Source organism: Salimicrobium salexigens (assembly GCF_900156705.1).
Lineage (GTDB): Bacteria > Bacillota > Bacilli > Bacillales > Halobacillaceae > Salimicrobium > Salimicrobium album.
Window position 1 is genome coordinate 167342 of record NZ_FTOK01000003.1, and the last position, 14583, is coordinate 181924.

Annotated in this window: 12 protein-coding genes; all 12 read left to right on the forward strand. The window is 46.3% G+C overall.

All coding sequences use genetic code 11. The features are described from left to right. The first annotated feature begins 1 nt into the window (after position 1). The 12 genes from yfmH to mutS all read left to right on the forward strand — a co-directional run bounded on the left by yfmH (position 2) and on the right by mutS (position 14573). Entirely contained in the window at positions 2 to 1288 is a 1287-nt protein-coding gene (gene yfmH, locus BW931_RS05005) for an EF-P 5-aminopentanol modification-associated protein YfmH (RefSeq protein ID WP_076570453.1), read from the forward strand. Further along, positions 1285 to 1980 carry an elongation factor P 5-aminopentanone reductase gene (ymfI, locus tag BW931_RS05010; RefSeq protein ID WP_076570455.1) on the forward strand — a complete coding sequence of 232 codons (696 nt, stop codon included), beginning with the start codon at positions 1285 to 1287 and terminating at the stop codon, positions 1978 to 1980. The genes yfmH and ymfI overlap by 4 nt, the downstream gene beginning before the upstream one ends. Positions 1981 to 2141: 161 nt before the next feature. Continuing rightward, positions 2142 to 2945, forward strand: a complete 804-nt coding sequence (locus BW931_RS05015) for a DUF3388 domain-containing protein (protein ID WP_008587782.1) — start codon at positions 2142 to 2144, stop codon at positions 2943 to 2945. Positions 2946 to 2960: 15 nt separating this feature from the next. Continuing rightward, a complete protein-coding gene (locus tag BW931_RS05020) occupies positions 2961 to 3854 on the forward strand; it encodes a helix-turn-helix domain-containing protein (RefSeq protein WP_076570457.1) in 894 nt (297 codons plus the stop codon). Between the two features lie 116 nt (positions 3855 to 3970). After that, a complete protein-coding gene (gene pgsA, locus BW931_RS05025; protein ID WP_008587777.1) occupies positions 3971 to 4549 on the forward strand; it encodes a CDP-diacylglycerol--glycerol-3-phosphate 3-phosphatidyltransferase in 579 nt (192 codons plus the stop codon). Next, positions 4546 to 5799, forward strand: a complete 1254-nt coding sequence (locus tag BW931_RS05030; RefSeq protein WP_076570460.1) for a competence/damage-inducible protein A — start codon at positions 4546 to 4548, stop codon at positions 5797 to 5799. The genes pgsA and BW931_RS05030 overlap by 4 nt, the downstream gene beginning before the upstream one ends. A 157-nt stretch (positions 5800 to 5956) precedes the next feature. Beyond that, positions 5957 to 7009: a recombinase RecA gene (gene recA, locus BW931_RS05035; protein ID WP_008587773.1), complete on the forward strand. Its 1053-nt coding sequence runs from the start codon at positions 5957 to 5959 to the stop codon at positions 7007 to 7009. 182 nt (positions 7010 to 7191) lie between these two features. Then, positions 7192 to 8754 carry a ribonuclease Y gene (gene rny, locus BW931_RS05040; RefSeq protein ID WP_076570462.1) on the forward strand — a complete coding sequence of 521 codons (1563 nt, stop codon included), beginning with the start codon at positions 7192 to 7194 and terminating at the stop codon, positions 8752 to 8754. 69 nt (positions 8755 to 8823) lie between these two features. Then, a complete protein-coding gene (locus tag BW931_RS05045; protein WP_076570464.1) occupies positions 8824 to 9621 on the forward strand; it encodes a TIGR00282 family metallophosphoesterase in 798 nt (265 codons plus the stop codon). A gap of 251 nt (positions 9622 to 9872) precedes the next feature. Then, positions 9873 to 11429, forward strand: a complete 1557-nt coding sequence (gene miaB / locus BW931_RS05050) for a tRNA (N6-isopentenyl adenosine(37)-C2)-methylthiotransferase MiaB (protein WP_076570466.1) — start codon at positions 9873 to 9875, stop codon at positions 11427 to 11429. After that, positions 11429 to 11848, forward strand: a complete 420-nt coding sequence (locus tag BW931_RS05055) for a YlbF/YmcA family competence regulator (protein WP_008587765.1) — start codon at positions 11429 to 11431, stop codon at positions 11846 to 11848. Before miaB ends, BW931_RS05055 begins: the two co-directional genes overlap by 1 nt. Positions 11849 to 12035: 187 nt before the next feature. Then, positions 12036 to 14573 carry a DNA mismatch repair protein MutS gene (gene mutS / locus BW931_RS05060; RefSeq protein ID WP_076570468.1) on the forward strand — a complete coding sequence of 846 codons (2538 nt, stop codon included), beginning with the start codon at positions 12036 to 12038 and terminating at the stop codon, positions 14571 to 14573. The last annotated feature ends 10 nt before the right edge of the window (positions 14574 to 14583 follow it).

The following is a 14583-nucleotide window of genomic DNA, read 5'->3' on the forward strand; positions in this document are numbered from 1 at the left end:
AATGAAAACGCAGGAATTCCATCAGATCAATGAGACGATACACGAAGAAAAAATGGATAACGGACTTCAGGTTTTTCTACTGTCGAAACCCGAAATGGTGAAAACATACGGGATATTCACTACGGACTACGGGTCGATCGATCAGACGTTCACTCCACTGGGCGAAGATAAAGAAGTAACCGTGCCGGAGGGGATTGCCCACTTTCTCGAGCATAAGCTGTTTGAAAAAGAGGACAGGGACGTTTTTCAGGATTTTACGAAACTCGGGGCTTCGGCGAACGCGTTCACGTCGTTCACGAAAACCGCCTATTTATTCTCTGCCACCTCTCACGTCTATGAGAATGTCAGAACGTTAGTCGATTTTGTCCAGGATCCTTATTTTTCCGAACAGTCTGTCGAAAAAGAAAAAGGGATCATCAGTCAGGAAATCCGCATGTACGATGACCAGCCTGACTGGAGAGGATTTTTCGGGACGATAGGAAGTCTGTATCATAAGCATCCGGTGAAAATCGATATTGCAGGTACAGTGGATTCGATCCAGCACATTACAAAAGATGATCTGTACACTTGTTATGAAACGTTCTATCATCCTTCGAACATGGTGTTGTTTATCGCGGGCAATTTCGAACCTGAACAGATGATGGATTTCATCCGCGAAAATCAGCAGCGGAAAGAGTTTCCGGAAGCACCCGAAATCAACCGGAGATTCCCACGGGAGCCAGTCTCCGCGTTCAAATCGGAAGAGGCTATTGAAATGGCTGTTTCGACTCCGAAAGCCTACGTAGGTCTGAAAGAACAGGTGGACGGTCTGTCCGGGGAAGAGATATTGCATAACGAACTGCTGTCGGATATGCTGCTCGACCATTATTTTTCCACGAGCGGGAAATTTTATGATGAGCTGTACCAGAGCGGACTGGTGGATGACAGTTTTCATTTTGAAACGGAATGGGAAAGAGAATTCGGTTTCACCATTCTTGGAGGGGACTCCCGCAAGCCTGATGCTTTTCTCAAGAGATTGAAAAAGATGCTGCTTTCCATAAAGGAAGAAAAAATCAGCGCGGAAGATTTCGAGAAAATGAAGCGAAAAAAAATCGGGGAATTCATGAGAGCACTCAACTCCCTGGAATTCATCGCGAATCAGTACACTCATTACCACATGCTCGGTGTGAACCTGTTCAATGTATTACCTGAAATCGAGTCACTGAAAAAAGAGGATATGGAAGAGTTTATTGAAAACTGGATCCAGGAAAGTCAGATGACTACGTTCCAGGTGAAACCAAAGGAATGAACAAGTGTCTGGTTATCGGAGGAAGCGGGGACATAGGGAAGGCCATCTGTAAGGAACTTCTCGATGAAGGATGGTCTCTCGGCGTCCACTATAACTCCACCCCCCCTGATTTTGTTTTGCCTGACGAAAGCTGTTCTGTCCAGGGTGACCTGTCCTCATCGGAGGGGATCGACAGTTTTCTTTCCGGTCTTTCGCGGGACTGGGATGCGGTCGTGTTTGCCGCGGGCATTTCTTTGCAGGGACTGTTTCAGGACAGCGAAGAGGAAATGATGGATTATCTCCACCATGTACATGTGAAATCGATGTGGCAGATTACGAGACACATACTTCCTTCCATGATAACGGATAAGCAGGGGAATATCCTCGTTATTACGTCGATCTGGGGAGAGACGGGTGCGAGTACGGAAGTGCTTTACAGCTCGGTGAAAGGCGCCCAGCGGGCTTTTATCAACGCGTTAGCCAAAGAAGTCGGTCCGAGTGGTGTCCGGGTGAACGGTATCGCTCCCGGGATGATCGATACAAAAATGAACCATCTGCTCCGTGACGAGGACGTTCTGGAAATCGAGGAGGAGATTCCGCTTGGAAGGCAGGGGCGGGCGGAAGAAGTTGCATCGGCCGCCTCTTTTTTACTCGGAGAGAAGGCTTCCTATATAACGGGAGAAATCCTCAATGTCTCGGGCGGATGGAAATAATGGCGATTTGCATGATCTTTAATAGTGAAAAATGGCAGAAACCCCCGGTTGGTTCCTGCCATTTTTGTGGCATATATTCTTTCCTATTGGGGGAAAATCATATATGATAGTAAGTGAGTCCAAGCCGTCTCATTATCCGGCACAGTGAGGAGCTTCTAATTATGGAAAAACAGGAATGGTATCTCGAATATCAGATTCAATACAACCGGCCTGGTCTTCTGGGAGACATTGCTTCACTACTCGGCATGATGTCCATCAATATCATAACCATTAACGGAGTGGAAAATTCGCACCGGGGCATGCTTCTTTTGTGTAAAGATGAAGTGCAGATCAGCCGGTTGCGATCGATATTACATACGATGGATACGATAGAAGTAACAAAACTGAGAAAACCCAAATTAAGGGATCGGCTGGCGGTTCGTCACGGAAGATATATACATAGCGATATAGACGACCGTAAAACATTCCGGTTCGTCCGGAAAGATCTCGGGCTTCTTGTCGACTTTATGGCTGAACTGTTTATGAAAGAAGGTCACAAAATGGTTGGAATCCGCGGGATGCCGAGAGTGGGTAAAACAGAATCGATCGTAGCTGCGAGTGTCAGTGCGAATAAAAGATGGCTGTTTCTCTCCAGCACGCTGCTGAAACAGACCGTGCGCAACAAGTTGATTAAAGAAGAGTTCAATCCGGAGAATGTGTACATTATTGACGGGATGGTTTCCGCAAGGAGTGCTGATGAAGAACACTGGCAGCTGGTGCGCGAAATCATGAGGCTCCCGGCTATGAAAGTGATTGAGCATCCGGACATATTCGTGCAGGAGACGGAATATAAGATGGATGACTTCGATTATATTATCGAGTTGAGGAGTCATGAAGATCAGGAAATCACCTATGAAACGGCAGAAAAACAGAAGCAGCACGGATTCGGGGATTTCGGTGACGGTTTCAATATGTTTGATTTTTAAAGGTTGGTGAAAAGAATGGAACTTGGTTCAAGGTTGAAGGAAGCCCGGCAGGCAAAGGGCCTCTCCCAGGAAGAAATTGAATCTTCCACAAAGATTCAGCAGAAATATTTACAGGCCATGGAAGAAAATAATTTCGAATTTCTTCCGGGAAAATTTTATACGCGGGCTTTCATTCGGGAGTACGCCTCTGCTGTCGGTCTCGACCCGGAAGAGGTAATGAATGAGCATGAGAATGAATTGCCCGTCGTGGATGAGAGAAGTGCCGCTGTTTATCCGCGATCCAAAAAAACAGAGGTACGTGCAGCTGCGGGGAGCGGGAGTTCCCGCAGCACCTCCAGAATTCTTCCGGCAGTTATAACCGGGGTGCTGGTAGTTCTGATAGCTTTTATCGTTTATTTCTTTACTCAGCAGATCACAACTACTGATGAAACGAACCCTGCCGATGAGGGTCCGCAGGATGAAGTTGTCATTTCCGAAGATAAAAACGGGAAGCAGGACGATAAAAAGGCCTCGGATGACGAAGCATCGGAAGCTTCCGGTGACTCGGAAAATGGCTCCTCCGGAGAAGATACCGGCGAGCCGACGGCTGAAGTTGAGCTGGAGCAGGAAGGAAGCGGGGACTTTCCGGAGCACACGTACAACGTGAAGGGCGCTTCGGATAAAAAGGTGAAAGTGGAACTCTCGGGAACTGCTTATCTGGAAGCCGCTGCTTCCGAGGACGGGGAGGGTCTTATCGATCCTATTCCTTACAGTGAAGAGGAAAGTCCGCTCGAGATTGACGTATCGGGGAAAGATCAGCTATATCTGAAAACCGGAAACGCTGCCGTAACCAAAGTTACAGTGGACGGGGAACAGCTTGAATTCCCTGCTGAGGTATCCACACAGAAGCTGCTTATCAACTTCAACTGAATGAGAAGCTGTCCCCTTACAGGGCAGCTTCTTGTTAGTAGGTGACACGAACGGTATTTATAAAATTTTACTGTCCGGTGGCGTGTACTCGTACTGGGCAGAAAAGGAGTATTTGTATGAATTTGCCCAATAAAATTACGTTAGCCCGTATTTTAATGATCCCGATTTTCATTATTCTGGTTTCCGTCCCGTTCGGCTGGGGATCATTCGATATGGGAGAAAGAGAACTGCCGGTATCCCATCTTCTGGGGGCGATCTTATTTATAATCGCTTCCACCACGGACTGGGTGGACGGTTACATAGCCCGTAAATATAATCTCGTAACCAATCTCGGGAAATTTCTTGACCCTCTCGCCGACAAACTGCTGGTGAGTGCGGCTCTCATAGTTCTCGTGGAAGCAGGAATTGCACCTGCCTGGATCGTTATTATAATCATCAGCCGGGAATTCGCAGTAACGGGTCTCCGTCTGGTCGCTGCCGGGGAAGGTTCGGTTCTTGCTGCAAGTCAGATGGGCAAGCTGAAAACGTGGATTCAGATTGTAGCAGTATCTTTGATGCTTCTGCACAATTTTCCCTTTGCGTTCGTCGGGCTTCCTCTCGGTATCATCGCCCTATACCTGGCTATGATTATTACGGCTTACTCAGGATATGATTACTTTAAGAAAAACTGGCATGTAATGAGGGATTCCAAATGACACAGTGGAAATCGGAAATAATAGGTGTGGGAACAGAACTGCTTCTCGGTCAGATTGCAAATACTAATGCGCAGTGGATCTCCGAGCAGCTGGCCTTTCACGGAATATCAGTGTATTATCATACGGCCGCCGGAGATAATCAGGACCGGCTGGCTGCTCTTTTCCGTACGGCCCATGATCGTTCTAATCTCATCATAGTGACCGGAGGACTCGGTCCTACCGAAGATGATCTTACGAAAGAAGCGGTAAACACTCTTTTTCGCCAGCCATTTCGGACGGATGAGACAGCAAAAGAAAAAATAGAGAACTTTTATAAGAAAAATCGTCAATCGATGACATCGAATAATTATAAACAGGCTCAGGTATTTGAACAGGCGCATATACTTACTAATGAAGAGGGGATGGCTCCCGGGCAGATTGTGGAACACGAAGGCAGAGTGTGGGTCTTTCTCCCCGGCGTTCCGGTAGAGATGAAGCAGCTGATGAGAGATGGTGTATTCCCATATCTCAGGGAGAGATACGTGCTGAGTACAGAAATCAAATCCGAAATGCTCAGGTTCATCGGGATAGGGGAATCGGCTCTTGAAGACCTTCTTTCGGAACGTATCAGTAATCAGACCAACCCTACTATCGCCCCGCTGGCTTCCCTCGGGGAAGTGGGTGTCCGTCTGACGGCCTCCGGAGCTTCATTAGAAGAAGCGGATGACCTCCTTGCAAAAGAAAGGGAGCGTATTCTCGAAATAGTCGGGGACTACTACTACGGCAGTGATGACATCACCATCGAACAGAAAGTGTTTGAACTCCTGAAAGAACGTGGATGGACAATATCGGCTGCTGAGAGTTTAACAGGGGGGCAGTTCATCAATCAGATGATCAGTCTCCCTGGGGCCTCTGGAGTCTGTACAGGAGGAATGGTCTCCTACACCAAAGAAGCGAAAGAAAAAGCCCTCGGCGTTTCTCCTTACGTGACGAACCGTTACGGAACGATCAGTGCCGAATGCGCAGAAGCTATGGCCGAAAGGGCGCAGCATATTTTCAACTCCAACGTGGGCATAAGTTTTACGGGAGTGGCCGGCCCCTCCAAGAGTGAAAACCAGGATCCCGGAAGCGTTTATATAGGCGTGAAAATAGGGGGAGACAGAGCGTGGCACCGTTTTATACATCTCCAGGGATCAAGGGAGCAGGTACAGAACAAAGCAGTAAAAAAAGCATATCAACTTTTATTCCACACATTGAATAATGGGGTTTAAGAACGAAAAACATATAGAAACAGGATTTTCTCCTTCAGATTTCCTCGTTTTCTATATGTTTTTGTCTTAAAAAAACGGGAACATTTATTCGCGTTTTAGTTGGCAAACAGACTGAAAAGAGTTATGATGGGTATAGAAAAGAGGAAAGGGGAATTTGATGAGTGAACGCAAACAAGCCTTAGATTCGGCGTTAAGACAGATAGAGAAGCAGTTCGGTAAAGGATCGATTATGAAAATGGGGGATCAGGCCGGTCGCCGTATAAGCACCGTTCCGAGTGGATCACTCGCTCTGGATGTCGCTCTCGGAGTGGGCGGATACCCGCGCGGAAGAATCGTGGAAATTTATGGACCGGAATCTTCCGGTAAGACCACCGTGGCTCTGCACGCTATCGCAGAGGCTCAGGCTGCAGGAGGGCAGGCGGCTTTCATCGATGCCGAGCATGCTCTCGATCCTACGTACGCCAAAGCTCTTGGAGTAGACGTTGAAGAGCTGCTCCTCTCCCAGCCTGATACCGGGGAACAGGCACTTGAAATTGCGGAGGCACTGGTACGCAGCGGTGCAGTAGATATGATTGTAGTCGACTCGGTAGCAGCACTGGTACCGAAAGCGGAAATCGAAGGTGAAATGGGAGATGCACACGTGGGACTCCAGGCGCGACTCATGTCCCAGGCCCTTCGTAAACTTTCGGGAGCTATCAGTAAATCGAACACGACAGCTGTTTTCATTAACCAGATCCGTGAAAAAGTGGGTGTAATGTTCGGAAGTCCGGAAACGACACCGGGCGGTCGTGCCCTTAAGTTCTATTCCTCCGTACGTCTGGAAGTACGCCGGGCGGAAACGCTGAAACAGGGTAACGATATGATAGGTAATAAAACGAGAATTAAAGTGGTCAAAAACAAAGTGGCTCCTCCTTTCCGTAAAGCGGAAGTGGATATCATGTACGGGGAAGGTATTTCCCGTGAAGGAGAGCTCGTGGATATAGCTACGGAACTCGATCTCATCAATAAGAGCGGTTCCTGGTACTCTTATAACGGTGATCGTCTGGGACAGGGCCGCGAAAATGCGAAGCAGTATCTGAAAGAGAACGCGGAAGTTTACAGTGAGCTGAAACGTCTGATCCGTGAGCACTATGGCATGGACGAAGAGAACAGTGCGCCTGAAAAAGAGGAGAAATCCTCCGAGGAAGATCAGGAATCACTGGACGTTTAATACAAAGCAGGACTCCACAGAGTCCTGCTTTTATTGTACTATCTTGACATCCTTTATAGGCAGGCATAAAATAGACGTGTATCATTCCATTTATGTTACTTATGATTTCGATACGAAACAGACAAAAAAGTAATGATGGTTAAAACTAATAATGGGCTCTAGAAGCACGAGGAGGTGAAACTATGGGTATTGTATCCACGATCATCTTCATCTTGCTTGCCCTGATCATCGGATTGGCTGCAGGTTATTTCGTCCGGAAGTCGATTGCCGAAGCGAAGATTTCGAGCGCAGAGGATCTTGCGAAGCAAATTGTTGAAGAAGGTCGAAGGAATGCAGAATCAGCTAAAAAAGAGGCTCTTCTGGAAGCGAAAGAAGAGAATCAGGCGTTTCGTCAGGAAGCGGAAAATGAGATAAGGGAACGGCGTACGGAACTGCAAAAGTTTGAAAATCGTTTGAACCAGAAAGAAGAGAACCTGGACCGTAAGAGTGTCACTCTCGATCAGCGTGAACTTTCTGTAGAGAAGAAAGAGGATATGCTGGGTGAGAGACAGACACAGCTGGAACAGGAAGAAAAGGATATGCATCAGCTCGTGGAGAAACAGCAGTCGGAGCTTGAACGTATATCGGGTCTGACTGCGGATCAGGCAAAACAGGTAATCCTGGATCGTGTGGAAAATGATCTTTCCCACGAAACTTCGCTCATGGTTAAGGAAGCTGAGAATAAGGCGAAAGAAGAGGCCGATAAGAAGGCGAAAAACATTCTTTCCCTGGCTATGCAGCGCTGTGCTGCCGATCATGTAGCTGAAACTACGGTATCTGTCGTAAATCTTCCTAACGATGAAATGAAAGGCAGAATCATCGGGAGAGAAGGAAGGAATATCCGGACACTGGAGACCCTTACAGGAATCGATCTGATTATAGACGATACACCGGAAGCGGTTATTCTTTCAGGGTTCGATCCGGTACGCCGTGAAATTGCACGTATTTCTCTTGAAAAACTCGTACAGGATGGTCGTATCCATCCGGCCCGTATCGAGGAAATGGTCGAGAAATCGAGAAGAGAAATAGACGACTACATTCGGGAAATCGGTGAAGAGACAACCTTTGAAGTAGGTGTCCACGGTCTTCATCCGGACCTGGTTAAAGTTCTCGGACGTCTGAAGTATCGTACCAGTTACGGTCAGAATGTTTTGAAACACTCGACGGAAGTGGCGCATTTATCCGGCCTTATGGCTGCCGAGCTCGGTGAAGACGTGACGCTTGCGAAACGTGCCGGTCTTCTTCATGACATCGGTAAAGCGATCGACCATGAAGTGGAAGGAAGTCACGTGGAAATCGGTAAGGAACTCGCAGTGAAATATAAGGAAAACGACACAGTGATCAATGCTATCGCTTCACACCATGGAGATGAAGAACCTACTTCGATCATCTCGGTACTGGTAGCGGCTGCAGATGCATTGTCTGCCGCAAGACCCGGAGCAAGAAGCGAGACTCTGGAAAACTACGTTAAACGATTGGAAAGACTGGAAGAAATTTCGGAATCATATGATGGTGTAGAAAAATCTTTTGCAATTCAGGCCGGTCGTGAAATCAGAATCATGGTAAGCCCTGATGAAATTGATGATTTAGAGGCAACGAAACTGGCCAGAAATATTCGTGGCCGTATAGAAGATGAACTGAACTACCCTGGGCATATCAAAGTCACCGTGATTCGGGAGACACGCTCAGTAGAGTATGCAAAATAAACCTGGGAAAAGCGGCTCTTGCCGCTTTTCTTTATGTTTAACCTTAAATTGGAAGATAGGAGTGGGAAGATGAGGATAATGTTTATAGGAGATGTTGTAGGTTCTCCGGGCCGGGAGACGATAGATACATATTTGCCGAAACTTAAGCAGAAATATCAGCCTACAATGACCGTGATAAACGGGGAGAATGCAGCATCCGGTAAAGGGATCAATGAAAAGATCTACAGACGTTTCCTTGAGAAGGGAGCTCAGGCAGTCACACTGGGAAACCATGCCTGGGATAAAAAGGAGATTTTTGAATTTATAGATGACGCTGATTATCTGGTGAGACCTGCTAACATGCCCAAAGGTACTCCCGGGAAAGGACTGGCATTCATCAAAACGCCTCATGCGGAAGTTGCGGTGATCAACCTCCAGGCCCGTACGTTCATGGCTCCTCTGGATGATCCTTTTCGGAAAATAGATGAACTGATTAACGAAGCGAAAAAAAGAACGAATATCATATTCCTCGATTTTCACGCGGAAGCTACCAGTGAAAAGCAGGCTATGGGCTGGTATGTAGACGGAAGAGTAAGCGTTAACGTAGGAACCCATACCCACGTACAGACGGCAGATGAACGCATTCTTCCTCAGGGAACCGCTTACATTTCGGATGTCGGAATGACAGGACCTTATGACGGTATTCTCGGAATGGAAAGAGAGGCTGTAATGAAACGGTTTCTGACACAGCTTCCGGTGAGATTCGAAGTACCTAAGGATGGACGGACGCAGCTCAGTGGGGTCGTCGTGGACGTGGACGAAAAAACAGGGAAAGCTAAAAAGATCAGACGTATTATGATAAATGATGATCACCCGTTCTTCAGTTGAAACTTGAATAATTAAAATTATTCCCTCACGATGGAAGAAAGCAGCTTTTGCAGTGGATGTTACAATCGTGTCGTACCTGAAGAAAAAGGTGTGGTGTCCGTTCATTTCCACCCGGGCTGTTTTCGAGGCGAAGATCCAGTTCCTTTTGTATTTCTGTCGCTTTTTGCACCATCTAATTATAGTCGCTTATCATATCTTGAAAAACCTGTTATAATTATGTAGTTGATTTGCACGGTGGAAAGGGGATAATTATGAACGAACAACAAAGAAAAGAGATGGATCAGGTTCGACAGAAAGATCCGAAAAACAATCTTGAGCGGATTAAAGATAAAAGCACGGATGAATTCATGAAATATTTCGAAACGACATACCAGCCCCCGAACATGAGGGACGCCCAGCGCCGACGCAAAAAAGATGTTGATGTTCATTATGATTTCACGATTCCTGAGGAAATGGAGGGAGTCGGGGAAGACCGGAAGTATTTAATTCGTACTTACGGATGCCAGATGAACGAACACGACACCGAAGTCATGGCGGGAATTTTTGAGACGATGGGATATGAACCGACGAAACAGGCGGAGGAAGCGGACATCATTCTTCTGAATACGTGTGCGATCCGTGAAAATGCAGAGAACAAAGTTTTCGGCGAAATCGGTCACTTGAAATCGCTGAAGCGTGAGAATCCCGATCTTATCCTCGGTGTGTGCGGCTGTATGGCACAGGAAGAAGGGGTTGTTAACCGTATTTTACAGAAACACCCATTCATCGATATGATTTTCGGTACCCATAACATTCACAAAATACCTGAGTTGTTGAAGGAAGCGATGTTCAGCAAGGAAATGGTCATAGATGTATGGTCCAAAGAAGGGGATATTATCGAAAACCTCCCCCGTTCCAGAAAAGGTAAAATTAAAGCCTGGGTTAACGTAATGTATGGATGCGACAAATTCTGTACATATTGCATCGTCCCTTATACACGCGGCAAAGAAAGAAGCCGCCTCCCCGAAGATATCATCCAGGAAGTGCGGCATCTCGCAGCCCAGGGGTATAAGGAAGTGACGCTGCTTGGACAGAACGTCAACGCCTACGGGAAAGATCTCGATCTGGATTATGGGCTCGGAGATCTGATGGATGACCTTCACAAAATCGATATACCGAGAGTCAGATTCACGACCTCCCACCCGAGGGACTTCGACGACCGTCTCATTGAGGTATTGGCCAAGGGAGGCAACATGCTGGATCATATCCATCTGCCTGTCCAGTCCGGAAGCAGTGACGTTCTGAAGATAATGGGAAGGAAATATTCCCGCGAAGACTACATGGAACTTGTACGGAAGATCCGGGCGGCCATGCCAGATGCCACACTGACGACGGACATTATCGTAGGCTTTCCGAACGAAACGGAAGAACAGTTCCAGGAAACTCTTTCCCTTGTGGAAGAAGTAGGCTTTGAAGCGGCTTACACGTTCATCTTTTCACCGAGAGAGAACACGCCTGCAGCTAAAATGCGCGATAAAGTTTCTATGGAAGAGAAAAAAGAGCGTCTTCAGCGTCTGAATGCTCTTATCAATAAACAGGCCAGAGAAACGATGGAAACGTACGAAAATGAAATAGTTCACGTCCTCGTTGAAGGGGAAAGTAAAAATAACCCGGACGTTCTCGCAGGCTACACGAAAAGGAATAAGCTCGTTAACTTTATAGGTCCTGAGTCCGCTATTGGAAACATTGTACCCGTAAGGATCACGAAAGCAAAAACTTGGTCTCTGGATGGCGAAATGGCAGAGACAACAGTAGGAGTGAAAGAATAATGGCAGAATATACTAGAGAACAGGTGCTCGGGGAAGCGAAAGATTTGGCGAAGATGATTTCCGAACTGGAGGAGATCGACCGCTTCAAGCAGCTGGAAGCGAAACTTAACGAAAACGATAAAGTACAGCTGTATATCAAGAAAATCAAAGCTCTTCAGAAGCAGGCGGTGAATTTCCAGGCTTACGGAAAAACGGAAGCTCTTGAGAAAGTGGAAAAAGAAATCGACAGGCTTCAGGATGAACTGGATGAAATTCCGGTCGTCGCGGAATTCAAGCATTCCCAGGTAGTAGTGAATGACCTGCTGCAAATGATTTCACGTACCATCTCAAGAGAAGTTACGAACGAAGTGATCAAGTCCACCGGAGGGAATATCCTTAGCGGAGAGACCGGCTCCAAGCAGGCAAGCGGCGGATGTTAAAGAGAAAGAAGTCCTTTAATCGGGACTTCTTTTTTTGTGTTTGTTTCATATAATTACTTAGTAGCAACTCCAAAGTATGAAATAAAAACTGTAAATATCTGATGGATACGAAACAATGACCTTTTTAAAGGAAATGACAACTATGCTATAATTAGATCGAATATAAGTACGTGCTGGAGGAAGATATATGTCTACATACACCCCGATGATGCAACAATATTTAAAAATAAAAGCTGATTACAAAGACTCTTTTCTGTTCTTCAGACTGGGAGATTTCTATGAAATGTTTTTTGATGATGCTTTGAAGGCAGCTCAGGAACTCGAAATCACCCTTACCGCAAGAGACGGAGGCGGTGATAAAATACCAATGTGCGGCGTCCCATATCATTCTTCGGAAAATTACATTAAACAGCTCGTGGAAAAAGGGCACAAAATTGCCGTATGCGAACAGGTGGAAGATCCGAAACAGGCGAAAGGCGTAGTCAAACGGGAGGTAGTCCAACTCATTACACCAGGCACAGTCATGGAAGGCTCGATGCTTGAAGAGAAAGAAAACAACTTTTTAGCAGCGGTTTCCCTGCTCGAAGATCATTCCTTCGGGTTAAGTTATGCAGATCTTACTACGGGAGAGACCAGCGCTTCTTATATCGGAAGAGATTCCCATTCTCTGATCGGCGAACTGTATCATCAGCCGGTAAAAGAAATTGTAATGAGCCGGGAAATTCCCGAAAATGTACAGAAAGAAGCGCGGGAAAAACTGGACTGTACTGTCTCTTTCGAAGAGGAGACACATATCCCGGAGGATTCTCATCATCTTGTCAGAAATCTGAGTGAAGAACTCACCCCCGTGTTCGGAAGATTATACAATTACATCAATCGTACTCAGAAAAGGGCGATGAGTCACCTGCAGCCCGTCCAGTACATTGAAACAAAAGATTACATGAGGCTGGATATGTATTCCAAAAGAAATCTTGAACTGACAGAAACACTGATGAAGAAAGGAAAGAAAGGAAGTCTGCTTTCAGTCATCGATTCCACTGTGACAGCTATGGGAGCCAGGCTTTTGAAAAAATGGATTGACCGTCCTCTTCTTGACGAATCACTTATTCAGAAACGTCAGGAAATCGTTCAGGGTTTCATGGATAATTTCTTATACAGGGATGCCTTCCGGGAAGACCTGACTTCTGTTTATGACCTGGAGCGTCTGGCAGGAAGAGTCGCTTTTGGTAATATTAACGCGAAAGATATGCTTCAGCTTAAGCGTTCTTTACAAAAAGTCCCATCCATACTTTCATCGCTCTCAACCCTTGAAGTGTCAGTTATTCAAACGTTTGTTCAACGAATGGATCCTATGGAGGAACTTGCACAGCTTCTTGAAAACAGCGTTCATGAGGATGCGAAACTGACTATCCGTGAAGGGAACATTATTAAGAGCGGATATTCCGAAAGTCTGGATGAATATCGGGATGCCCAGATTAACGGGAAGAAATGGATTGCAGATTTAGAGAAAAGAGAAAAAGAGCTGACGGGGATCAGGTCTTTGAAAATCAAATATAATAAAGTATTCGGCTATTTTATAGAAGTGACCCGCGCTAATCTTACACACGTACCTGAACGGTACGAAAGGAAGCAGACGCTCGCGAACGCAGAAAGATTTATAACTCCGGAATTGAAAGAAAAGGAAACGACTATTTTACAGGCGGAAGAGAAAAGTATTGAGCTTGAGTATGAGCTGTTTCTGGAGATAAGGGAACTGGTAAAAGATTATGTTAACAAGATTCAGCAATTGGCAAAAGACATCAGTGAACTGGATGTGCTGCAGGGATTCAGTTACGCAGCTGAAATGAACGGGTATGAGAGACCCTCTTTTTCTTCAAAACGGACCGTGCATCTTGTCAATAGCCGTCACCCGGTAGTTGAAAAAGTGATGGAGGACGAGTTCGTACCCAATGATATTTATATGGATGAGTCCACGAATATCTTTCTTATTACCGGCCCTAACATGTCCGGGAAAAGTACTTACATGAGACAAATGGCGCTCACATCCGTCATGGCGCAAATCGGTTCCTTCGTGCCCTGTGAAGAAGCAGTACTGCCTGTTTTCGATCAGATATTTACAAGAATTGGAGCAGCGGATGACCTTATTTCCGGTCAGAGTACATTCATGGTGGAAATGCTGGAGGCTAATAACGCCATCACTCATGCTACGAACAGGAGTATGATCCTGTTTGATGAAATCGGGCGCGGAACAAGTACGTACGATGGTATGGCGCTGGCGCAGTCGATTGTCGAATATATCCATGAAAATATTAAAGCGAAAACGCTTTTTTCAACTCATTACCATGAACTGACCACACTTGAATCCGAGCTCGGTTCCCTGAAGAACGTACACGTCCGTGCGGAAGAGGTGGACGGGAAAGTGGTTTTTCTCCATCAGGTGAAAGAAGGGGCAGCGGATAAAAGTTATGGAATCCACGTGGCGGAACTGGCTGAGCTCCCGTCGGAAGTGATAACAAGAGCGGAGCGGCTTCTGGAGGAATTTGAAAGTCATGATACAAAAGAGACCCAGCTGTCTTTATTTCACCCTGAACCTGAGACACCCCGGAAACAGGAGGATGAAGGGGATAGCGAAGTGAAAAAAGAACTTTCCAGCTTGGAACTGATGGAAATGACGCCTATGGAAGCGATGAACGCCTTGTACAGACTGCAAAAAATGGTGAAATGAAGGGGGGATA